Origin of the sequence: Buchnera aphidicola str. Ua (Uroleucon ambrosiae) (assembly GCF_000225465.1) — a bacterium.
Classification (GTDB): Bacteria; Pseudomonadota; Gammaproteobacteria; order Enterobacterales; family Enterobacteriaceae; genus Buchnera; species Buchnera aphidicola_B.
Window position 1 is genome coordinate 473,908 of record NC_017259.1, and the last position, 22,871, is coordinate 496,778.

Below are 22,871 nucleotides of genomic sequence, written 5' to 3' on the forward strand. Positions count from 1 at the left end.
CATATCTTTTAACTAAATAAAAAATAGGCATTTATGTTTTTTGTATACAAATCGAATCATATAAATACATTGCTATCAAAAGCAATTCAAATTATGCAAGCAAAACCTTTACCAAATATCTTTGAAAAAGAAATTTTTGTACATGATAATAAAATATTATTTAAATATATCAATATATTTCTTGCTCAAAAAATTGGAATTTCAGCTAATTTAAAATTATATCATCCTCATGATTTTATTTGGACATTATTTGAAAAAATATTATTTAAAAAAAAAATAAAAAGTATTTTTACTAACTCAGTAATAATGTGGAATATTGTGAAATTTTTAGATCAAAACAATTTTTTTATAAAATTTAATCATAAAAATACAATTAACAAATTTAAATTTTCTTTTTTAATGGCAAATATATTTAAACAATATATTTTTTATCGTCCACATTGGATTAATGCATGGGAAATAGGTAAAAATATATCAAATCTTGAACATAATAAAATATGGCAAATAAAATTATGGATGGAAATTGTTAATAATATAAAAAAAAATAATCAATCTATTAATCATTTTGCAAATATGTTTAAATCTTTTAATATATTGTTTAAAGAAAAAAAAATAAATAAAAATAATTTTCCTCATCGTTTTTTTATCATTTCTTCTTTTGCATTAAATCCTTCTTATCTCGAAATTTTTAAAAAAATTAGTTCATATAGTAATATTTATTTTCTACACATTACACCGTATAAATATAATATTTTTAATACAATTCAAAATACAAAATCAATTTTAAACAATAAAGCTCAAAAAAACAATATAAACAATTCATTAATAAAATTATGGGGAAAATATGAAAAAATATATGAATATTATATTATAGAATCTAAACAAACAAAGATAACAAATTATTTTAAAAAATACACTAATAGCAATTTATTAAATAATATTAAAAATAATTTTTTAAAAAAAAAAGATTGCAATCAAAATACAAAAAAATTATTAAAAGCTACAGATCATTCTATTTCTATTCATATTTGTTATAATAAAAAAAATGAAATTGAAATACTATATGAAACATTATTAGTATTATTAGACAAAAACCCATCTATATCTCCAGGTGATATCATTGTTACTTCAACATCTATTGATACTTATACTTCATATATTCATTCTATATTTACTGCTATAAATAAAAAAAAACAAATACCTTTTTGTATTGTTAAAAATTTTAATAAAAAAATTAACATAATCATTTTATCTTTTAAAAAAATATTTAATTTATCAAATAGTCGATTTGAAAACAAAGAAATATTAGAATTACTTGATATTCCTGAAATAGCAAGTAAATTTGACATTTCAGATGAAGAAATAAAAATTTTATACCATTGGATAGAAGAAACTAACATTCGATGGGCCATTGATGAACAACATAAAGATGATTTATTGTTCCCTAAACACAAACAAAATACTTGGCTATATGGTATAGAAAAACTATTACTTAGTTATTCTATGAACAATACAAATAATATTTGGAATCATATTGTATCGTCTAGTGTAATTAATAATTTTCGAGCAGAACTGATATCAAAACTAATTATATTCATAAACACACTTAAAAAATGGCAAAAAAAATTATCGAAATCACGCAATATACAATATTGGAGTTTACTAGCAAATGATATAATTAAAGATTTTTTTTCGTATCATAAAAATATAGAAAAATATTTTGAAATTATTAAAAAAAAATGGATAAAAACAATTGATGATAGTAAATTAGCGTATTATTCAAATAAAATTTCGATTAATATATTAAAAATTTTATTTTTTAACCAATTTAATCATAACAAAAACCAAAATATTTTACCTGGTGCAATAAATTTTTGTAGTGCCAGTTCTATTTGTTATATTCCATTTAAAATAATATGTATTATTGGATCTGATCATCAAAGTATTCCCGAAAAAAATCAATTAGATAATTTTAATTTATTAAAAACATATTCTTCTATTGGAGATTTAAATAGTTATGAAAAATCTTGTTATTTGTTTTTTCAAAGTCTATCTTGTGCGACAAAATATTTTTATATTAGTTATGTTGGATATTCTATTAAAGATGAAAGTAAAATATGCTCTTCTCACATAGTTAATCAATTATTAAATTATATATCATTAAATTTTTATTTAAGTAAAAATGATCATGTTAATATACATGATAATACTAAAAATATAATAAAACATATCTGTAAAACACATCACAAAAAATATTTTTATACCATCAAAACTATTGATCATCATGTTAGAAAAGAATTACAATATACATATAAAAATATAGAAAAAAAAATTGATATTAAAGATCAATTTAATAAAAATACTATTAATCAAGTGTACTTACAAAATATTATTAATTTTTGGAAAAATCCAATACGATACTTTTTTAAGTATAACTTAAATATTCAATTTAACACAAAACAAAACATTATCAAAACAACAGAACCATTTTCAGTCAATCAATTAGATGCTTTTAAAATAAAAAGTATTTTATTAAAAAAAATTATATATAATGAAAATATTGATGAATTATTTCAATATTATGTTGCTTCAGGAAAATTACCTTATGGTGTTTTTGGAAAGATATTCTGGGATAAAAGTATTGAAGAAATGCAATCTATAGCAAAATTCGTAGTAACGTTTCGAAATAATACACAAGAACAAAACATTAATTTAAAGATTAAAAAATATCGTATTAATGGTATATTATCTGAAATACAAGATACCGGTTTATTACGTTGGAAACCAAATACAATTAACTATAGTGATCGTATCAGCTTATGGTTAGAACATTTAATTTACTGCATATCAGGCGGTATTGGAAATAGCAAAATCATAGGTTATAAAAAACAAATATGGTCTTTTTGTGCTTTAGAGCCTGATATAGCATATTATTATTTACTAAAATATATTAAAGGATATTTCAAGGGGATAAAAAAAATTATTTTATTAACCAAATCAGGCGTCTCTTGGTTAGATGCAGTTTATGATATAAAACATCATATAATCAAAAAAGATAATTTAACAAAACAAAAAGGAAATTTAAAATTATTGCAAACTTGGATAGGAAATAATTTTTCTCAAGGAGAAAAAAATGATTTTTATATTCAAAAAACATTTGTTGAATTAAATGAATATAATATTAAAGAAATTTGTAAAATAGCTCAAACATGGTTTACTCCAATATTAAAATATAAAAAATAATAATATGACAGTACTTATAAAAAAAAAACTTAATGTATTTAAAATTATTTTATCTGGAATTAATTTAATAGAAGCTTCTGCAGGTACAGGAAAAACTTTTACAATCGTCTTATTATATTTACGTTGTTTATTAGGAATAGGCAAAAAAACATATCAAAAAAAACTTCTTATACATGAAATATTAGTATTAACTTTTACAAATGCAGCAAAAGAAGAATTATATATACGTCTCCAAGAAGGAATTAATAATTTATATTTATCTTGTATTAATAAAAGAAATGAAGATCCTATATGTCAATTATTTTTAAATGAAATACAAGATACGAATGCAGCTATTAAAATTTTAAAAATAGCTAAAAATAATATACATGATGCTTCTATTTATACAATAGATAGTTTTTGCCAAAATATATTACAATCAAATACTTTTGATATATATTATACTTTTCACGATAAAATTATTGAAAATGAAGATCATTTGTATCTTAAAACAACAGAAGATTTTTGGAGACTATATGTATATACTTTACCAGAGAATATTATTAAAATTATTTTACAATATTCTAAAAGCCCAAAAGATCTCTTAAAAATTATTAAACCTTTTATAGATCTTGATTCAGTAAATTTTAATAAAAAAATATTTAATAATGAATCTTTAATTTTATTACATGAAAAAAATATAAAACAAATAAACTATTTTAAAAAAAAATGGTTAACACATTCTTATAAAATATTAAAAATAATTAATCATGTCAATATTAACAAAAAAATATATCATGATGTTAATATATCTAGATGGATAAATTATATTGACAAATGGTCAAAATCTCAAACACAAGATTATAATATTCCTATTATATTAAAATATTTTACTCAAAACTACATAAAAAAAAATACAATAGATTACATTGACTCAAAATGTATTATTTTTAATGAAATAGAGAAAATATTAAAATATAATTTTTCATTAAAACATATATTTATATTACATGCTATACAAAAAATTAAAAAATTATTAATAAAAGAAAAAAAAAAGCAATCATTATTTGGTTTTAATGATATATTAAATCTTTTTTTAAAAATATTAAAAAAAGAAAAAAATTTACGAAAGTTAATAAGAAAAAAATATCCTATAGCATTTATTGATGAATTTCAAGATACTAATATTAAACAATATAAAATATTTAATATATTATATAAAAATAGTAAAAAATTAGCATTATTCTTAATTGGAGATCCAAAACAAGCAATATATAGTTTTAGAGGAGCAGATATTTTTTCTTATTTACATATAACATCTAAGATAAAAAAACACTATTATCTTGATACTAATTGGCGTTCTTCAGTAAATATGTGTAATAGTATTAATTTTTTATTTTCACAAAACAGCAATCCATTTATATTTAAAGACATTTCATATATACCCATTATAGCTTCTCAAAAAAATTCTAAAATGCAATTTATAGTTAATGGCATATCTCAAGTGCCCATTAGATTTTTTTTATATGAAAAAACAGAAACATCTTTAGATGAATATCAAATATGGATTGCTAAGCAATGTGCTCAAAAAATTAGTTATTGGTTAACTTGCGCTCAAAATGGAAAAGCAAAAATTATAACTCAAAAAACAGAAAAAATATTATCATCTAATGATATTGCGATATTAGTTAAAAATAAAAAAGAAGCTGATATTATTAAAAAAGAATTGCATCAACTTAATATATCTTCAATATATTTTTCTGAAAGAAACAGTGTATTCAAAATTTTTGATGCTCAAGAATTATTGTGGATATTAGAATGTGTTTTAGAACCAGATAACATAAAATTATTACAACAAGCTATGTCTACACACATTTTTCAAGTCATCGCTTCTACAATACAAAAAAAAAATAAAACACAATCATATTTGATGATTGAAAAATTATATGCATATTATGCAATATGGAACGATATTAGTATCTTCCATTTGATTCAAAATATGATATTAGAATATCAAAAACATGCTACTTTAACTGAACTTAATACAAACTATATAAAAAATTTAAATTTTTTACATATTGCAGAAATCTTGCAAGAACAATATCAATATTTTAATAAAAAAATATCTTTAATTCGCTGGTTTCAAAAAAAAATATCAGAAATAAAAGAACCTGTACAAAATGAATATATTAGAAATTATCAAGAATGTCAATTAGTTAAAATTATTACTATACATAAATCAAAAGGATTAGAATACCCAATTATTTGGATACCTTTTATGGTGAATTTTAATCAATCTTCATCATATATTCATCATAATAATAATGAAGTTATTATTAATATTCAGTCTAATAAAAAATATTTTAAAATTGCTGATAAAGAACGATTAGCAGAAGATATGAGATTATTATATGTTGCAATTACAAGATCTATGTTGCACTGTTGTATTGGATTATCTTGTTTAATAAAACAAAGAAAAAAAAACAGAATACACAGTGATATACATATAAGTAGTATAGGATATCTTATACAAAATGGAAAATCTATGAATTATGAAGATTTATTAAAAAAAATAAATCAATTAAGTATAAATAATTTATTAGAAGTGAAAAATAACACAAAAAAATTTGTATTATCTAATACAAAAAATATTTATTTAATCAATCAACCTATTTATTTTAATCAAAAACATCAGTATATTTGGAATATAACTAGTTTTACAAAATTAAAAAAAGAAAATAATTTTTTTGAAAATAAAAAATCAACTATACTATATAATCAATATAATACTGAAATATTTATCAAAAAAAATAAAAAATTAACAGTTAATAATTTTCCAAAAGGTAAAAAAACTGGATTAATGATGCATTTTATATTAAAAAATTTGTATATATTAAATTATAAAGACAATAATTTCTTTTCTAATATTTTAGAAAAATATAATATTTCTTTAAAATGGACGAAAACATTAATTTCGTGGATAAAAAATATTCTTCACATTTCGCTTGATAATCAAAATATGCGTTTATCAACAATACTAAAACAATCATGTATAAAAGAATTAGAATTTTTTTTACCTATTAAACAAATTTTATATAATGCAGAATTAAATAAAATTATGCAATGTTTTAATCCAATTTCTTTTTCCACTCCAAAATTATTATTTAATCCAACAAAAGGGATATTAAATGGATGTATTGATTTATTTTTTATATGGGATAAAAAATATTATATTTTAGATTATAAATCTAATTGGTTAGGAGACAATAATTCTTTTTATGCTCCACAAAATATTAGAACAGAAATGATAAAAAATAGATATGATTTTCAATATCAAATATATACAATAGCAGTACATAAATATTTAAAACAAAAACTTAAAAATTATCATTATGAAAATGACTTTGGTGGAGTGTTTTATGTTTTTTTAAGAGCAATAGAAGATCAAAAAAAACATCATGGAATTTTTTATATAAAACCAGATTATTTACTTATTAAAAAAATAATTGATTTAATTTCATAAAATATGATGAATTTATTAAAAAAGGCTGTACAAAAAAAAATTATCAATCAAATTGATTTAGATTTTTCAAAATTTCTTGATAAAAAAAATAATATAATTATTTTAGTTGCAGCGTGTATAAGTTATGAAAATAGACAAGGGCATATCTTTTTACCTATTCAATATTTTGAAAAAAATAATTTTTTTTCTAGTTTTAATCAAAAATTTATAAACAAAATATTAACTATTTTAGAAAAAAAAATAAATTGGGAAGTAGAATTATTAAAACATTCATCTTGTAGCAATGGTTCTAGACCAACCCCTTTAGTTATTCATCAAAAAAAGATATATCTTTATAAAATGTGGAAATCTAAAAATAATATTTTAGATTATTTATCAAAACATCATACCATAAACAAAATTAACAAAAAAAAATGTTTAGTTATATTAAATAATTTATTTCCTAATAAGAAAAAAGATTTTCAAAAAATATCAGCAGCAACTGCTTTATTAAATAAAATTGTTTTTATTATTGGAGGACCTGGAACTGGTAAAACTACTACTATATTAAAAATAATAATTGCTTTAATAAAAAGTACAAACAAAATAATAAAAATTCAATTATCTGCACCAACAGGAAAAGCAACAACACGTTTATTTGAAATGATAAAAAATAATATTTTTGATATTTATCTCTCTGAAAAAGAGAAACAATCAATTTTATTAACTCCTAAAACAATCCATCAATTATTAAAAATTCATAAAATTTCACAAAAAAGTATTTTAAATAAAAATAATCTATTAGATTTAGACGTATTAATTATTGATGAAATTTCTATGGTAGATGTTCTAATGATGGAAAAAATATTATTTTCAGTATCAAAAAAAACTAAATTAATTTTTATTGGTGATCAAAATCAACTACGTCCAATAGAACCAGGATCTATATTAAGATATATTTATTATCATATTAAGTATAGTTATAATGCTAAAAATATACTAAATATTGAAAAAATTACAGGTTATAAATTATTAAACAAAATAAAAAAAAAAATAGCAATATTAATTAGCAATAATATATGTACATTACACAAAAATTATAGATTTAATCAAAATTCTGGCATTTATACATTAGCGCATGCAGTTATTAATCAAAAAATTAAAATTATTAAAAATGCTTGTAATAATAAAATAAAAAATATATTTTTTTATCAAATAAACTCTATTCAAAAATATAATAATATGATTGAACAAATATCCTCAAAATATACATATTTTTGGAAAATCATACAGAATCAAAAAAATATTTTAAATATAATACAAGCTTTTCAAAAACATCAAACATTATGTGTATTAAATGATGGTTTATTTGGTGTTAATATCTTAAATATGAAAATTGAAGAAAATATGTATCATAAAAAAATGATAAAATATATTGATATTAATAAAGAATTATGGTATATAGGAAAACCAATTATGATAACTAAAAATAATCCATATTTAAACGTATTTAATGGAAATATTGGAATTATTAATATTAATCATAATGGTGTTGTACAAGCATCTTTTTTAAAAGAAAATAATACTATTCATAATATTCCAGTAAAAATTTTAAAAAATTACAAAACTGCTTGGGTGATGACTATTCATAAAGCTCAAGGTTCAGAATTTATAAATACTACTTTAGTATTGCCAAATTTTTATTCTTCTTATTTAAATCAAGATATTATATATACTGGAATTACAAGATCTCAAAAAACTTTAAATATATTTTCAAAAAAAGATACATTTATCAAATCTGTTTTTAATCAAACAAATCAAATACGTTATTAATGAGAATATAAAAAATTAAAATTTTTGAACTTTTTAGTAACTATATATTAATTTTTACTATCAATAAGCATTGTAATAATATCTTTAACCAAGATTTTTTTTGAAAATTAATCAATTCTGACACAATTAAAAAATTATATTTATTTTAATAATATTTTTTAGATAAAATAAACATCAAACATTATTAATTTTTTAATAAATATTGAATAAGAATTAAAAAAAATGAAAATTAATAAGATAATAAAATTAATTCTTATATTTTTTATTTCTTATGTCTTTTCTTATATCTAAAATATAAAATATATATTTATAAAATTTTAATTAAAATACAAAATTTGTACAATATTTATTAAATTTTTTAAAAAATAGTTTAATATAAAATTGTTGTGTTAATTTTTGTTTTATACTGATTAAGTAATACACATTATCTTATTTCATTTTTAATCTTACTTCCATATTTAGATAAGTATATATTACATATTTTTTGACTAAAATATATTAAAATTTTGAAGGGTATGAAAAAATTATGAATAAGTTTTGAATAAATTTTAATGCAATAATGAAATTGATTTGGTTGCGGGGGCTGGATTTGAACCAACGACCTTCGGGTTATGAGCCCGACGAGCTACCAGACTGCTCCACCCCGCGTCAATTTATATGAATATATTATCAGTTTATTAAAACTATTACAATATTTTTTATCAAAAAAATTATGATTTAAAAAATTTTATAACTTATATAAGTTCAAGCAAGATGAAATATAGAAAAATTAAAATAATAATAATATCCTTAATTTACTTTTTTTTATCTCAAAAAATATATTCTACACAAATTTTTTATAATCAAGGACAACAACATAAAGATAAATTAATTAAAAATTTTAAAAAAATAAAAAAAATAAATATTAAAAAAAAAATTATTAATTCTAAATCATTTTTAATACAAATTGAAAAAATTAAAAAATTTGCTCCATTATTATACTCAAAACATCAATTAATTTATACAAAAATTTCTAATTGGTTAAAATATAACGCTAATATTAACGAATTAAACAAATTTGGAATTCATTTATTTCAAATGAATGGAATAAATAATTATGGAAATGTAAAAATAACTGCGTACTATACACCAATAGTACAAGCTAGAAAAATTAAAAAAGGTAATTTTAAATATCCAATCTATTCTATGCCTCATCGTATGAACAAAAATCAAACTTTACCAAAAAGAAAAGATATATATAATGGAGTATTAGATAATAAATATATTTTAGCTTATAGCAACTCTTTAATAAATAATTTTATTATGGAAATTCAAGGTAGTGCATTTATAGATTATGGAGATAATAAAAAATTAATGTTTTTTAGCTATGCAGGAGAAAATGGTTGGCCTTATAAAGCCATTGGAAAGATTTTAATTAATCATGGTGATATCAAAAAAAAAAATATGTCAATGCAAGCAATTAAATTATGGTGCAAACAACATTCTGAACAAGAAATAAAAGATTTATTTGAAAAAAATGAATCTTTTGTTTTTTTCAAAGAAACCAATCAAAAAGAAGTATATGGTGCAAGTGCTGTGCCACTGGTCTCTCAAGCATCAATAGCAGCAGATAAATCTATAATAAACAGCGGTAGTGTAATTCTGTTAAAAATACCTTTGCTTAATAAAAATGGTATCTTTATTAATCAATATGAAATGCGTTTAGTTATTGCATTAGATGTAGGAGGTGCAATTAAAAATCAACATTTTGACATCTATGAAGGAATTGGTAAAAAAGCTGCTAACATAGCAGGATTTTATAATCATTATGGATATGCTTGGATATTAAATAATTAAAAATTAGTTTTATAAATTTTAAACACGATAAGTAAATTAAAAAATGAATATAATTCAATCAGGTATTGTATCTAAAAATGCATCTATTGCTATAATTATAGCTCGATTTAATGATTTTATTAATCAACATTTATTATCAGGAGCGTTAGATATATTAATAAGAATAGGAAAAGTAAAGCAAGAAAATATTTTAACAATATATGTTCCTGGAGCATATGAAATATCAACTATAGCAAATTATATTGCAAAATCTAATAAGTATGATGCTATTATTACTTTAGGAACAATTATTCAAGGAGAAACAGACCATTTTAAATACATTAGCAATGATACTATCAGTAATCTTTCAAAGATTAGCATACAGTATTTTTTACCTATTACTTTAGGAATATTAACAACAAATAATATGCAACAATCAATTGAAAGATCTGGTTTAAAAATGGGAAATAAGGGATCTGAGGCTGCTTTAGCAGCATTAGAAATGATTAATATAGTGAAAAATTTAAAAACATCACTATAATATATATATTTTAATTTAATAAATATATCATATAATAAAACTAAATATTATGAAATATACTGAATTTGAAATTATTGTAAATTTTTTTTGAACGTAATCAAAAACAAGATTCTCATGAAATTATAAAGGAATCAGAGATGATGGTCTGATCATTAAAATAGCAGATGATGATGTTCTTGAAATTAGTACTAATACTTTAGTTAAAGGTCTCATTTTTTTTAAAAATATATCTCCTAATGATTTAGCATATAAAACAGCAGCAGTGAATCTTAATGATATTGCTGCTATGGATGCTTATTTCAAAATGGATAACACTATCTATCACAATACCTAAAGATCAAAGTCTCTGGTTAAAAAAAATTTAATAATAGTTTTTTTTGATGTTTTAGATAAATATAATATACGATTAATCGGTAGTGATATACATTGTAATCCATTAAGCATTACTTTAAGTATTGATGGATTATTAAAAAAAATACTGAACTATTAAGAAGTAATGCTAAAATAGGAGATCGTATTTATGTTACTAGTACTCTTGGAGAGAGTGAAACTAGATTATTTTGTTGACAAAAAAATTATATTAAAAATATAAAAATAAAAAATTATTTCATTAAAAACATCTACATCCTATACCAAGAATTTATAAAGGAATCTATCTTAAAAAAAATACTAATTCAGAAATTAATATATCCGATGGACTAATTTCTGATTTAGGTTATATACTTAAAAAAGTAAATGTGGAGCAAATATTAATTTAAATAAATTATGTATTTCGCCTATGTGAACGAATAACTTTAAACATCAATATTGTTTAAATTTGGAATGCAATATAGAAGAAGATTATAAACTATATTGTAAAATTCAACAAAAAATAAATTAATTACATAAATTTATGCAAAATTCTCTATTAATTGTACGTGTATTAGGCATATGAAATCAATAAAAACTGGTTTAAATTTATTTTAAAATCAAAAAAAATATTTTTTGAAAATAAAAATTTTAATCATTTTAATTAAAAATTTTACAAATACACCTAACATAAGTTGATTAAAATGAACGATATATTTTATATGAAAAAAGCAATTGAAATTAGTCAATTAGGAGAATTTACTACTTCACCTAATCCTAATGTCGGATGTGTGATTGTAAAAAATAATCATATTATAGGAGAAGGATGGCATCAACAACCAGGAGATAATCATGCAGAAATTAATGCATTAGAAATGGCTGGAACGGAAGCAAAAGGCAGTACTGTTTATATAACATTAGAGCCATGTAATTATTTTGGAAAAACTCCTCCTTGTTGTAATGCATTAGTAAAAGCTGGTATACATCGCGCAATTATATCAAATATTGATCCTAATCCAAAAGTATCTGGAAAAGGTGTTTTATATTTAAAAAAACATGGTATTTTAGTAAAAACAGGTTTATTATCTCAAGAATCAAAAAAATATAATAAAGGTTTTTTTAAAAGAATGAAAACTGGTTTACCATGAACACAACTTAAATTAGCGATGTCAATAGATGGCAGAATAGCTACTAAAAATGGTGAAAGTAAATGGATTACTTCAAAATATGCACGTCAAGATGTTCAAGTATTTCGAGCGAAAAGTTCAGCTATTTTAAGTAGTAGTTCAACTATTATCACTGATAATCCATTATTAAATATACGATATCAAGAACTAGATGATAAAACATTATCTATCATTCCTAAAAAAATATTTCAAAATCCGATTAGAATTATTTTAGATAGTCAAAATCGTGTTCAACCATTTCATAAAATCATTCAAACAAAAGGAGATATTTGGTTAATAAGATTAAAACGCGATCAAAATATATGGCCTAAAAACATAAAACAAATCATAATAGAAGAGCATCAAAAAAAAATTAATATCAATGCTCTTTTAAAATTTTTAGGAGAATCTAAGATAAATAATATTTGGATAGAAGCAGGTAGTCAATTATCAGGATTTTTATTAAAAAATAATTTAATAGATGAATTAATTATATATGTCGCACCTAAACTATTAGGACATGAATCTAAACCATTATGCATAATTCATAAAAACTTGAAATTATCTAATTCTCTTCAATTTGAATTTCAAGACATTCGACAAATAGGACCTGATATAAGATTAATATTATCTCCTAAAAATTCCATATAAATATATAAAAAAAATAAGAGAAAATTATAATCTATGAAACCCGCTTATCGACGAAAAGCACGTGCATGTGCCTTACAAATGCTATATTCCTGGGAAATTTCTCATAATAATATAAAAGAAAGTGCTATTCAATTTTTAAAAGAAATTAATAAAAAAAACATTGATATATCATATTTTTATGAATTAATTATTGGCGTTACATGTCATTATCAAAATATAGATAATCTAATAAAACCATATTTATTTAGATCTTTAAAAGAATTAGGACATATTGAAAAAGCTATTCTAAGAATTGCATTCTATGAATTATATAATAGAAAAGATATACCTTACAAAGTATCTATAAATGAAGGCATTGAATTAGCTAAACTATTTGGTTCTGAAGATAGTCATAAATTTATTAATGGAGTATTAGACAAAGTTGCGTGTAAAATGGGATACACAACACAAATCAAATATAGTTAGATTAATGTTTTATTGAATATGTAATTGTATTTATTATTATGTTAACCAACAAAAAATTTGTTTATAGATACCTTCTGCATCTAATTGATAATCATGTCTAATTTCTTCTTGAGACCCTTGGGGAATAAAAACATCAGGTAAACCAATATTCAAAACAGGTAAACAAATTTTATTAATCATAATTAATTCATTTACAGCACTACCAGCACCACCAGAAATTACACCTTCTTCAAGAGTAATAAAAAATTTATGTTTAGATGATAAATTTAAGATCATATTTGTATCTAAAGGTTTGACAAAACGCATATCAACTAATGTTGCATTTAAATTATTTGCAGCAAAAAAAGCATTTTGTAATAAAGTACCAAAATTTAAAATTGCTATTTTTTTTCCATATCTTTTTATTAAAGATTTTCCTAATGGCATAATATTCATTGGCGTTAATAATGTTCCAATACCATTACCTTTAGGATATCTTACCACGCACGGACCTTTTTGATACATATAACCAGTATATAACATTTGACGACACTCATTTTCATTACTAGGTGTCATAATGACTATACCAGGAATACATCTTAAATAAGCTAAATCAAATATACCTTGATGAGTTGCTCCATCATTCCCAACAATTCCTCCTCGATCTATAGCAAATAATACAGATAATTTTTGTAAAGCTACATCATGTATAATTTGATCATATGCTCTTTGTAAAAAGGTCGAATAAATCGCAACAACTGGTTTATAACCGCTAATTGCTAAACCTGCTGCAAAAGTCACAGCATGCTGTTCTGCAATAGCAACATCAAAATATTGTTGTGGAAAGAGACGAGAAAACTTTAACATACCAGAACCTTCACACATTGCAGGAGTGATCGCTATTAATTTTTTATCAAATTGAGCTATCTCACATAACCAAGCACCAAAAATGTCTGAATAACTTATAGTTTTTTTAGGAGATAATTTATTATTTACAGAAATCGAATGCCATTTAATAGGATCTAACTCTGCTGGAAGATAACCTTTACCTTTTTTAGTTATTAGATGCAACATATAAGTATCTTGTGTACTTTTAATATTTTTTAACATTCTAATAATAGAAAAAACATTATGACCATCAAATGGACCTAAATATTTAAAACCTAAATGAGAAAATATTGAATTGAAATAACAATGAAGATTTTTAATCTTATTAGATTTAATAGATAATTGTTTATTAAGCTTATGAAATTTTATTTGATCTCTTGAATATTGTGTTGTATTGCTTAATATTTTAAGATGAGAAGCAAGAGCTCCAACATTTTTAGAAATAGACATTTGATTATCATTTAATATTACTAAAAAATCAGATTTAATTACTCCAGCATGATTCATCGCTTCAAATGCCATACCTGCAGTAATAGCTCCATCACCAATAACACACACTGTTTTTCTATTTCTTCCTTCTTTTCTTGCTGCAATAGACATTCCTAATCCTGCACTAATAGAAGTAGAAGAATGACCTACACTTAAAACATCATACTCACTTTCATCGCGACAGGGAAAAGAATGCAATCCATTTTTTTTTCTAATACTATTAATTCTATCTATTCTTCCAGTTAATATTTTATGAGGATATGCTTGATGTCCTATATCCCATAATAAATTATCAAAAGGAGTATTATAAGTATAATGCAGCGCAACAGTTATTTCAATTACACCTAAACCAGAAGCAAAATGTCCTTGCGCTATAGTTGCAATATCTAATAAGTATTGACGTAGTTCAGAACACAATTGTGGTAGTTCTTCAATCCGTAAAAGTCGTAAATTTTTTACTGAATTAGCAAATGACAAAAGAGGATATTTTTTAAGATTGACATTCATTAGGTGCTCATATTAAATTAATTCAACAGATTGAATAATAAAATTTATTAATTGTTCTAATATACTTGTATCAAAAGATTTTTTTTTTAAATAATTGAGTGCTAAAAATGATTTTTTATATAATTCTTTTATTTTTATTTTTGAAGCTTCTAAACCTACTATAGTTGGATAAGTATGCTTTTTAATAATTAAATCATTTTTGATATCTAATATATCATCTTGAATTTGAAATGCTAAACCAAGAGAAATCGAAAAAAAATCTAAAATTGATAAAATCGATTTAGAAAAACTATTTGAAGAAAAATATGTTAAACGAACAGCAGTACGCATTAAAAATGCAGTTTTATATAAATTAATCATATTTAATTGAGACAAATTAACTATTTTTTTTTTTTTAATTGTAAATCTAACATTTGACCTATACACATACCTGATGAACCAATAGAATACGACAATTCAGAAATCATTTTTATACGTTTCATATTAGATACATGAGGCATAAAACTATTTGATAAAATATTAAATGCAAGACTTTGTAAGGAATCTCCAGCTAATAAAGCAATATCTTCACCATATTTTATATGACAAGAATTTTTACCTCTTCTAAAATTATCATTGTCCATACATGGCAAATCATCATGTATTAAAGAATATGAATGGACACATTCAATCACTGCAGATATGACATCTAATGTTATTAGATGACTTTTAAACATATGACCAGTTGCATATACTAAAGATGAACGCAACCTTTTACTACCTGAAAATAAACTATATTGGATTGCTTTTAAAAGATCTGATTTTTTAAAAGATAAACCTTGTAATATATAATATAATTTTTTATTAATGCGATATTGATATATTTTATGTAATTTTAAAAAAGTCATGTATAAAAACCTAAGAAATATATATTGAAAAAAATTGTAATATATATTTTTATGAAATAATTATAATTATACTATAAAAAAGCTATTTTTTACAAAAAAAACTAAAAAAATACCATATTAACACTATAAATATTTGAAACAAACAGATTTGAAACATATTTAAAAAACTATAAATCCATCCACTAAAAATACCTCCAAAAGCAATTCCTAAAAATTGACTAGTCGAATAAATACTCATAGCGCTACCTTTATAATTTTTAGATATATTATTACCTATATTTGAAGGTAAAAAAACTTCAAGAAAATTAAAAGATATAAAAAAAATCTGTAAAGAAATTATCAACCAAAAAAAATAACTATGTGCTAATAAAAAAATAAATTCTGAAAAAAAAATCAAAAAAATAGAAATTTCAATAATATTTTTTAAAAAAAATCTATTTTTACAGTATAAAATAAATATACATAAGATTAAAAAAGAAATTGATATCGTATACAAATAAATTTTCCAATGATCGTTAAATAAATAACCTAATATTTCTAACTGATTAGGAATAATCATAAAATTCATCATTAAAATAAAATGTAAAAAAAATATACCCATATATGATCTAAAAAAAATTTTATTCAAGAAAAGTTTTAATATTTTTTTATGTGATAAGCGTATGGTTTGTTTTTTGATTTTATTAGTTTTTGAAAAAGGAATCAGAAAAAAAACTATTACTATACAAATTATAGATAAACATGATGATATCCAAAAAATTGAAAAAAATCCAAAATTTTGGATAATTAAAGGTCCAGAAATCATAGAAATCAAAAAAGAAATAGCAAAACTAACACCAATAGCTGCAATAGATTTAACTCGATGTTCTTCACGTATAAAATCTGATAAAAAAGCCATACATACACCAGATATAGCACCTGAACCTTGTAAGAATCTACCAATTATTAAACCCCAAATTGAATGAATATTAGCAGATATAAGATTACCAATAAAAAAAACAAGAAGACCGATTAAAATTATTGTTTTTCGATTAAATTGATCAGATAAAATTCCAAATGGAATTTGAAATAACACTTGAGCAAAACCATATATTCCGATTGATAAACCAATTAAAAATTTATTTCCATCATCTAAATACATACCATATTTACTTAAAACTGGTAACACCATAAACATTCCTAGCATTCGTAAAAAAAAATTGCACAAAAACTTAATGTAACTTGTAATTCTAAAAAATTCATTTTATAATCCTCACAATTTAATATTTTTTAATATAAAACTAATCTTATATAAACATAAAAAATACATGAATAACAATAATAAAATATATCAAAAAATTGAAAAAGATTCAGAAGGATATTTAAAAAAAACTGAAGATTGGAATACAGAAATAGCAAAAATAATTGCACAAAAAGAAAATATTAATCTTCGTTCAGACCATTGGAAAATAATAATTTTTATACGAAATTTTTATTTGCAATTTAAACTCACACCATCAATGAGAATGTTAATTAAAAGTATCAAATACAAGATGAATCACTCTGAAATAAACAGTATTTATCTATTTAAACTTTTTCCTAAAGGTCCAGCTAGACAAGCCAGTAAAATTGCAGGTATACCCAGACCAAATAAATGTTTATAAAAAACAACAATATCAATAACTGAAAATTATTCAATCAAAATAAATTCAAAATATCTATCTATAGATATTAAAAAATTAAAAATAACAATAACTACAATAGAACAAAAAAATAATTGATATGAATTTATTGAACAGTATTTTTTTTTCAAACTACAATAAGATAAAAATAACCAATAAAAATTAATTATAGAAAATAAAAATAAAAAAATATAACTCAGATATCCTAAAAAAGTTAACAACGAACTAAAACAAGTAAAAGCAAGAATATAAAAAAAAATATGCTTTTTCGTTGTCATAACACCTTTTACTACAGAGAAAATAGGAATATTAGCATTTTTGTAATCTATTTTTCTAAAAATAGCAATAGAATAAAAATGAGACATTTGCCAAAATATTAAAATAATAAATAATAATATTGAACATAAATCAATTTTATTAGATATTGCAACATAACCAATCATAGAAGGAGTAGAACCTGAAAAACTTCCAATAAATGTTGAATAAATTGATTTACGTTTGTATATCCATGTGTATAAAAAAACATAAACAAAAAACCCAAAAATTGATATAAACATTGATAAATAATTTACTAATAAACCAAGTATAACAATACCTAATATTCCTAAAACAATTGAAAATATTAAAGCAGATTGGCAAGAAATTAGATTTTTTGATAATACTCGATCACTTGTACGTTTCATTTTTTGATCTATATCACGATCAATTACATTATTACATACACAAGCAGAAGCTATAACTAAAGATCCGCCTAAAATTGTATATACAAACAAAAAAATATCAAAATTAAACAAACGAGATGCAAATAAAAAACTACCTATTACTAAAATAAGATTGCCAATGACAATTTTAGGTTTAACTATCTCTAAGTAATATTTAAACATATTAATTATATGCATATTTTATGGTGTGATAATTATAATGATTTAAATGATGCATAATCCATGTAGAACCAAATACAATAATAAAAATAATTATTATGACAAATAATAAACTAATCACATTCCATTTTTTTTCTTCAGAAAAATTTAAGTGCAAAAAGTATATAAAATGCACAAATATTTGGATAATAGCACAAAGTAAACAAATAATATAATTTGTGTTACTGGAAAAAATTTTATTTATAACAAGTAAAAATGGAACAATAGTCAAAATAAAAGAAAACAAAAAACCTAAAAAATACGATTTTATATTTGTATCAATCTTTGATTTAATATCACAACACATTATATACATCCATTGAGGTAGATAAAAGTAAAAATACAAATCCATATAATATCTAAAAAATGCCAAAAAATATTAAAACATAAAATACGAGTATAAATAATATTAGTTAAACCTAACTTTTGAATTTGATAAAGAATTGATAATATTAATATTAGTCCAAAAAAAATATGAATTCCATGCATTCCTACAAGAGTAAAAAAAATAGAAAATAATGCATGTTGATTAGGACCTAAATTATCTATTATAAGTTTGTAAAATTCATAAATTTCTAAAAATATAAACATTAATCCCAAACAAAAAGTAAGAATTAAATACAAAAAAAGCATATTAATTTTGTTTTTATACATCGAAGTGACAGTTAAACCAGATGATAAAGAACTTAATAATAATAGAAATGTTTCTAACAACACATAAGATAAATTAAATATTTTATTGCTAATAATATTTATATCTATGTTTGAAGAAATTATAGCATAAATAGAAAATAAAACTGCAAACATAATGCAGTCACTCATTAAATATATCCATAAACCAAATAATTTATTATTTTCTGATTTTTTATTTGAAATATTATCTGAGCGAAAATTGAACATTATTTTATTATTGTCATATTTTATCATTGCAAACCTGCTTTTTGAATATTTTTAAAATTTTTATTTTCAATTTTTTTTATATCTTCTATGGATATAGTATATTCTGTATCTTCATTGAGACTATGTTTAATTAAACTAATAACAATAGAAATACAAGATAAAACACATAACCAAGTAATATGCCAAACAGCTGCAAAACCAAATAATAAAGAAAATATACTAATTAAAAAACCTAATCCAGTATTTTTTGGCATATGAATTGTATGATAATTAATACTTGACATCATTTTTTTATTATTTTTACTGCTATTTTTGGTCTCCCAAAAATCATCTCTACATTTTACTTGAGGAATAATAGCAAAATTATATAATGGAGCTGGTGAAGAAGTAGACCATTCTAATGTTCTTCCATTCCAAGGATCACCAGTTAGATCTAAATTATATTTACGATCTCTTATTGAAACAAAAAATTGAATTATTTGACATACAATACCAATACCTATAAATATAGCTCCAATAGCAGCAATACATAATAATTTATGAAATTCTGGATTAATATCTTGACTTAAACGACGAGTCATACCCATTAAACCTAAAAAATATAACGGTATAAATGCCAACAAGAAACCTATAATCCAAAACCAGAACGCACATTTTCCCCATTTTTCATTTAAAATAAATCCAAATAACTTTGGAAACCAATAATTAATTCCAGCAAAACAACCAAAAACAACACCACCAATAATTACATTATGAAAATGCGCAACCAAAAATAAACTATTATGTAAAATAAAATCAGCTGGAGGAACTGATAAAAGAACACCAGTCATACCACCAATAGAAAAAGTAACTAAAAAACCTAATGTCCATAAAATAGAAGAATGTATATATATACGTCCTTGATACATCGTAAAAAGCCAATTAAAAATTTTTACACCAGTAGGAATAGCTATAATCATTGTCGTAATACCAAAAAAAGAATTGATATTTGCTCCTGCTCCCATAGTAAAAAAATGATGCAGCCAAACAATAAACGATAAAATAGTAATTGATAATGTAGCCCAAACTAAAGATATATATCCAAATAAACTTTTTCTTGAAAAAGTCGGTACTATTTCTGAAAATATACCAAATGCTGGTAGAACTAAAATATATACTTCTGGATGCCCCCAAATCCATATTAAATTGACATACATCATTGCATTTCCACCTAAGTCATTAGTAAAAAAATGAAAATCTAAATAACGATCTAAGGTTAATAGTATCAAAGTAATAGTTAACACAGGAAATGAAATGACTATTAGAATATTAGTGCATAAAGCAGTCCAAGTAAAAACTGGCATTTTAAAAAAAGACATACCTGGTGCTCGCATATTTAAAATTGTTACTAAAAAATTAATACCTGTTAAAGTTGTTCCAACACCAGATATTTGCAAGCTCCAAATCCAGTAATCTACTCCTACACCTGAACTATACTTAATACCAGATAGTGGAGGATAGGCTAACCAACCTGTTTGAGCGAACTCACCAATTCCTAAAGATAAAGTTAATAATACAGCACTACTTGCATTTAACCAAAAACTTAAATTATTCAGAAATGGAAATGCTACATCACGCGCTCCAATTTGTAATGGTATTACTAAATTCATTAAACCGATAACAAGAGGCATAGCTACAAAAAAAATCATTATTACACCATGAGCTGTAAATATCTGATCATAATGATGTGGCGGTAAAAATCCTTTGTATCCTGCTGATGAAATGACCTGTTGAGTACGCATTAAAATTGCATCAACAAAACCACGAAATAACATTACAAAAGCTAGGATGCAATACATAATAGATATTTTTTTATGATCTACTGTAGTAAACCATTCAGACCATAAATATCTCCATTTTTTATAATAAGTAATAGTTGATGCAAGACATAATGACACTAAAATAATAGCAATATATGTTACCATAATAATGGGTTCATCATATGGTATAGAATTTAATGTTAATTTTCCAAACATGATTCTATTTCTCCAAACTTAATACTTTCATTTATTTTTTTATATTCAGTATTTTTATCTAAGATTTTAAAATTTTTTATACGATATTGATTAACAATTTGATTAAATAATCTTTTTTTAACATTGGAGAAATATTCTATAGAATAATTATCATTTGGTATAGATAGAATATTAAAATCTTTTATTGTATTTAATGTTTTAGATGATGTTTTTATTTTTTTTACCCACTCTAAAAAATCAGCATGATTCAAAACAGATATAGCTGTAAATTTCATATTAGAAAAACCTTTTCCACTATAATTCGATGATATACCTTGATGCTTACCTGAGTAATTCGCAATTAAATTTAATTTTGTTATCATTCCAGGCATAGCATATATTTGACTACCTAAATCCGGAATAAAAAAAGCATTCATAACAGATTTTGAAGTAATACGAAAAATGATAGGTCGATTAACAGGGAACATAATTTCATTAATAGTAGCAATATGATAATCTGGATAAATAAATAACCATTTCCAATCTAAAGCAACTACATCTATTTTAATAGGATCATGAATAGAAATAATAGATTTTTTTGGTTCTAATACATGTGTATTATTCCAAGCTAAAAAAGCTAAAAAAGAAACGATAACAATTGGTATTGTCCATATTACTATTTCTATTTTTTTTGAATCTGACCAATTCGGTCGATATATCTGATTAGTATTAGTTGAGCGGTATTTAAAAGCAAAATATATTGTCATAAAAATAACAGGAATAATAATAAATAACATCATGACAAATGATATTAATATTAATGAGTATTCTTGTATGGCAATAGATCCACTAGGATGCAATATTATACTGCTACATCCATTTAGAAAAAAAAATACTACTATTAATGATAATACTCTAAAAAATTTAGTATAAATATTACTTAAACATATCATTTAATAGCCTCTAAATAATTCTGATTCTTTATTAAAAAAATTTACATAACATTTATTTTATATAAGAAATTACACTAATTATTAATGATAATACTTTTTCGAAATAATTGAATTATTTGTTAAAAATTGATAAAATTTAATCAATATTTT

At 22.1% G+C, this 22,871-nt stretch carries 15 protein-coding genes, 1 tRNA gene and 2 pseudogenes; 9 read left to right on the top strand and 9 right to left on the bottom strand.

Annotated elements, in window-relative coordinates; genetic code table 11:
• The first annotated feature begins 33 nt into the window (after positions 1-33).
• Genes recC through recD form a run of 3 tightly spaced genes read left to right on the top strand, consistent with a single transcriptional unit; the run spans position 34 to position 8,557 of the window.
• Positions 34-3,243 (top strand): exodeoxyribonuclease V subunit gamma, encoded by a 3,210-nt coding sequence (recC, locus tag BUAMB_RS02140; protein WP_014500135.1) that lies wholly within the window; start codon positions 34-36, stop codon positions 3,241-3,243.
• A 4-nt stretch (positions 3,244-3,247) separates the two neighbouring features.
• Positions 3,248-6,745 carry an exodeoxyribonuclease V subunit beta gene (gene recB, locus BUAMB_RS02145; protein ID WP_014500136.1) on the top strand — a complete coding sequence of 1,166 codons (3,498 nt, stop codon included), beginning with the start codon at positions 3,248-3,250 and terminating at the stop codon, positions 6,743-6,745.
• A gap of 3 nt (positions 6,746-6,748) precedes the next feature.
• The gene (gene recD / locus BUAMB_RS02150) at positions 6,749-8,557 is read left to right on the top strand and encodes an exodeoxyribonuclease V subunit alpha (protein ID WP_014500137.1); all 1,809 of its coding nucleotides are present in this window, start codon (positions 6,749-6,751) and stop codon (positions 8,555-8,557) included.
• Positions 8,558-9,128: 571 nt separating this feature from the next.
• Here recD and BUAMB_RS02155 read toward each other — a convergent pair.
• Positions 9,129-9,205, bottom strand: a tRNA-Met gene (locus BUAMB_RS02155).
• A gap of 105 nt (positions 9,206-9,310) precedes the next feature.
• On the opposite strand from BUAMB_RS02155, the gene mltA reads away from it, so the two are divergent.
• The 5 genes and pseudogenes from mltA (at position 9,311) to nusB (ending at position 13,543) form a co-directional block, all read left to right on the top strand.
• Positions 9,311-10,393, top strand: a complete 1,083-nt coding sequence (gene mltA, locus BUAMB_RS02160) for a murein transglycosylase A (RefSeq protein ID WP_014500138.1) — start codon at positions 9,311-9,313, stop codon at positions 10,391-10,393.
• 43 nt (positions 10,394-10,436) lie between these two features.
• Positions 10,437-10,913 (top strand): 6,7-dimethyl-8-ribityllumazine synthase, encoded by a 477-nt coding sequence (gene ribH / locus BUAMB_RS02165; RefSeq protein WP_014500139.1) that lies wholly within the window; start codon positions 10,437-10,439, stop codon positions 10,911-10,913.
• 181 nt (positions 10,914-11,094) lie between these two features.
• Positions 11,095-11,247, top strand: a complete 153-nt coding sequence (locus tag BUAMB_RS03160; protein ID WP_343207509.1) for an AIR synthase related protein — start codon at positions 11,095-11,097, stop codon at positions 11,245-11,247.
• A gap of 736 nt (positions 11,248-11,983) precedes the next feature.
• Positions 11,984-13,078 (top strand): annotated as a pseudogene (ribD, locus tag BUAMB_RS03140) (bifunctional diaminohydroxyphosphoribosylaminopyrimidine deaminase/5-amino-6-(5-phosphoribosylamino)uracil reductase RibD).
• 33 nt (positions 13,079-13,111) lie between these two features.
• The gene (gene nusB / locus BUAMB_RS02180; protein ID WP_014500142.1) at positions 13,112-13,543 is read left to right on the top strand and encodes a transcription antitermination factor NusB; all 432 of its coding nucleotides are present in this window, start codon (positions 13,112-13,114) and stop codon (positions 13,541-13,543) included.
• Positions 13,544-13,579: 36 nt separating this feature from the next.
• On the opposite strand, the gene dxs is transcribed toward nusB, so the two are convergent.
• The 3 genes and pseudogenes from dxs to BUAMB_RS02195 form a co-directional block, all read right to left on the bottom strand.
• Positions 13,580-15,406, bottom strand: a complete 1,827-nt coding sequence (gene dxs / locus BUAMB_RS02185; protein ID WP_014500143.1) for a 1-deoxy-D-xylulose-5-phosphate synthase — start codon at positions 15,404-15,406, stop codon at positions 13,580-13,582.
• Positions 15,407-15,428: 22 nt separating this feature from the next.
• Positions 15,429-16,293: pseudogene (locus BUAMB_RS02190) on the bottom strand (polyprenyl synthetase family protein).
• 82 nt (positions 16,294-16,375) lie between these two features.
• Positions 16,376-17,464 (bottom strand): MFS transporter, encoded by a 1,089-nt coding sequence (locus tag BUAMB_RS02195; RefSeq protein WP_014500144.1) that lies wholly within the window; start codon positions 17,462-17,464, stop codon positions 16,376-16,378.
• Positions 17,465-17,600: 136 nt separating this feature from the next.
• Here BUAMB_RS02195 and BUAMB_RS02200 point away from each other — a divergent pair, with 136 nt between their 5' ends.
• On the top strand, positions 17,601-17,936 hold the full coding sequence (locus BUAMB_RS02200) for a TusE/DsrC/DsvC family sulfur relay protein (RefSeq protein ID WP_014500145.1): 336 nt from the start codon (positions 17,601-17,603) through the stop codon (positions 17,934-17,936).
• 26 nt (positions 17,937-17,962) lie between these two features.
• On the opposite strand, the gene cyoE is transcribed toward BUAMB_RS02200, so the two are convergent.
• The 5 genes from cyoE to cyoA are packed head-to-tail and all read right to left on the bottom strand — an operon-like array spanning position 17,963 to position 22,721.
• Positions 17,963-18,838, bottom strand: coding sequence for a heme o synthase (cyoE, locus tag BUAMB_RS02205; RefSeq protein ID WP_014500146.1), 876 nt, complete (start codon positions 18,836-18,838; stop codon positions 17,963-17,965).
• 1 nt (position 18,839) lies between these two features.
• A complete protein-coding gene (gene cyoD, locus BUAMB_RS02210) occupies positions 18,840-19,181 on the bottom strand; it encodes a cytochrome o ubiquinol oxidase subunit IV (protein WP_014500147.1) in 342 nt (113 codons plus the stop codon).
• The gene (cyoC, locus tag BUAMB_RS02215; protein WP_014500148.1) at positions 19,181-19,801 is read right to left on the bottom strand and encodes a cytochrome o ubiquinol oxidase subunit III; all 621 of its coding nucleotides are present in this window, start codon (positions 19,799-19,801) and stop codon (positions 19,181-19,183) included. Before cyoC ends, cyoD begins: the two co-directional genes overlap by 1 nt.
• Positions 19,798-21,789 (bottom strand): cytochrome o ubiquinol oxidase subunit I, encoded by a 1,992-nt coding sequence (cyoB, locus tag BUAMB_RS02220; RefSeq protein WP_014500149.1) that lies wholly within the window; start codon positions 21,787-21,789, stop codon positions 19,798-19,800. The genes cyoC and cyoB overlap by 4 nt, the downstream gene beginning before the upstream one ends.
• The gene (gene cyoA / locus BUAMB_RS02225; protein WP_014500150.1) at positions 21,774-22,721 is read right to left on the bottom strand and encodes a ubiquinol oxidase subunit II; all 948 of its coding nucleotides are present in this window, start codon (positions 22,719-22,721) and stop codon (positions 21,774-21,776) included. The genes cyoB and cyoA overlap by 16 nt, the downstream gene beginning before the upstream one ends.
• Positions 22,722-22,871: the final 150 nt, after the last annotated feature.

Bases quoted from the DNA above. Each gene is read 5' to 3' on its own strand.
- recC (WP_014500135.1), top strand. From the start codon at position 34: ATGTTTTTTGTATACAAATCGAATCATATAAATACATTGCTATCAAAA.
- recB (WP_014500136.1), top strand. From the start codon at position 3,248: ATGACAGTACTTATAAAAAAAAAACTTAATGTATTTAAAATTATTTTA.
- recD (WP_014500137.1), top strand. From the start codon at position 6,749: ATGATGAATTTATTAAAAAAGGCTGTACAAAAAAAAATTATCAATCAA.
- mltA (WP_014500138.1), top strand. From the start codon at position 9,311: ATGAAATATAGAAAAATTAAAATAATAATAATATCCTTAATTTACTTT.
- ribH (WP_014500139.1), top strand. From the start codon at position 10,437: ATGAATATAATTCAATCAGGTATTGTATCTAAAAATGCATCTATTGCT.
- nusB (WP_014500142.1), top strand. From the start codon at position 13,112: ATGAAACCCGCTTATCGACGAAAAGCACGTGCATGTGCCTTACAAATG.
- dxs (WP_014500143.1), bottom strand. From the start codon at position 15,406: ATGAATGTCAATCTTAAAAAATATCCTCTTTTGTCATTTGCTAATTCA.
- BUAMB_RS02195 (WP_014500144.1), bottom strand. From the start codon at position 17,464: ATGGTGTTACCAGTTTTAAGTAAATATGGTATGTATTTAGATGATGGA.
- BUAMB_RS02200 (WP_014500145.1), top strand. From the start codon at position 17,601: ATGAATAACAATAATAAAATATATCAAAAAATTGAAAAAGATTCAGAA.
- cyoE (WP_014500146.1), bottom strand. From the start codon at position 18,838: ATGTTTAAATATTACTTAGAGATAGTTAAACCTAAAATTGTCATTGGC.
- cyoD (WP_014500147.1), bottom strand. From the start codon at position 19,181: ATGTGTTGTGATATTAAATCAAAGATTGATACAAATATAAAATCGTAT.
- cyoC (WP_014500148.1), bottom strand. From the start codon at position 19,801: ATGATAAAATATGACAATAATAAAATAATGTTCAATTTTCGCTCAGAT.
- cyoB (WP_014500149.1), bottom strand. From the start codon at position 21,789: ATGTTTGGAAAATTAACATTAAATTCTATACCATATGATGAACCCATT.
- cyoA (WP_014500150.1), bottom strand. From the start codon at position 22,721: ATGATATGTTTAAGTAATATTTATACTAAATTTTTTAGAGTATTATCA.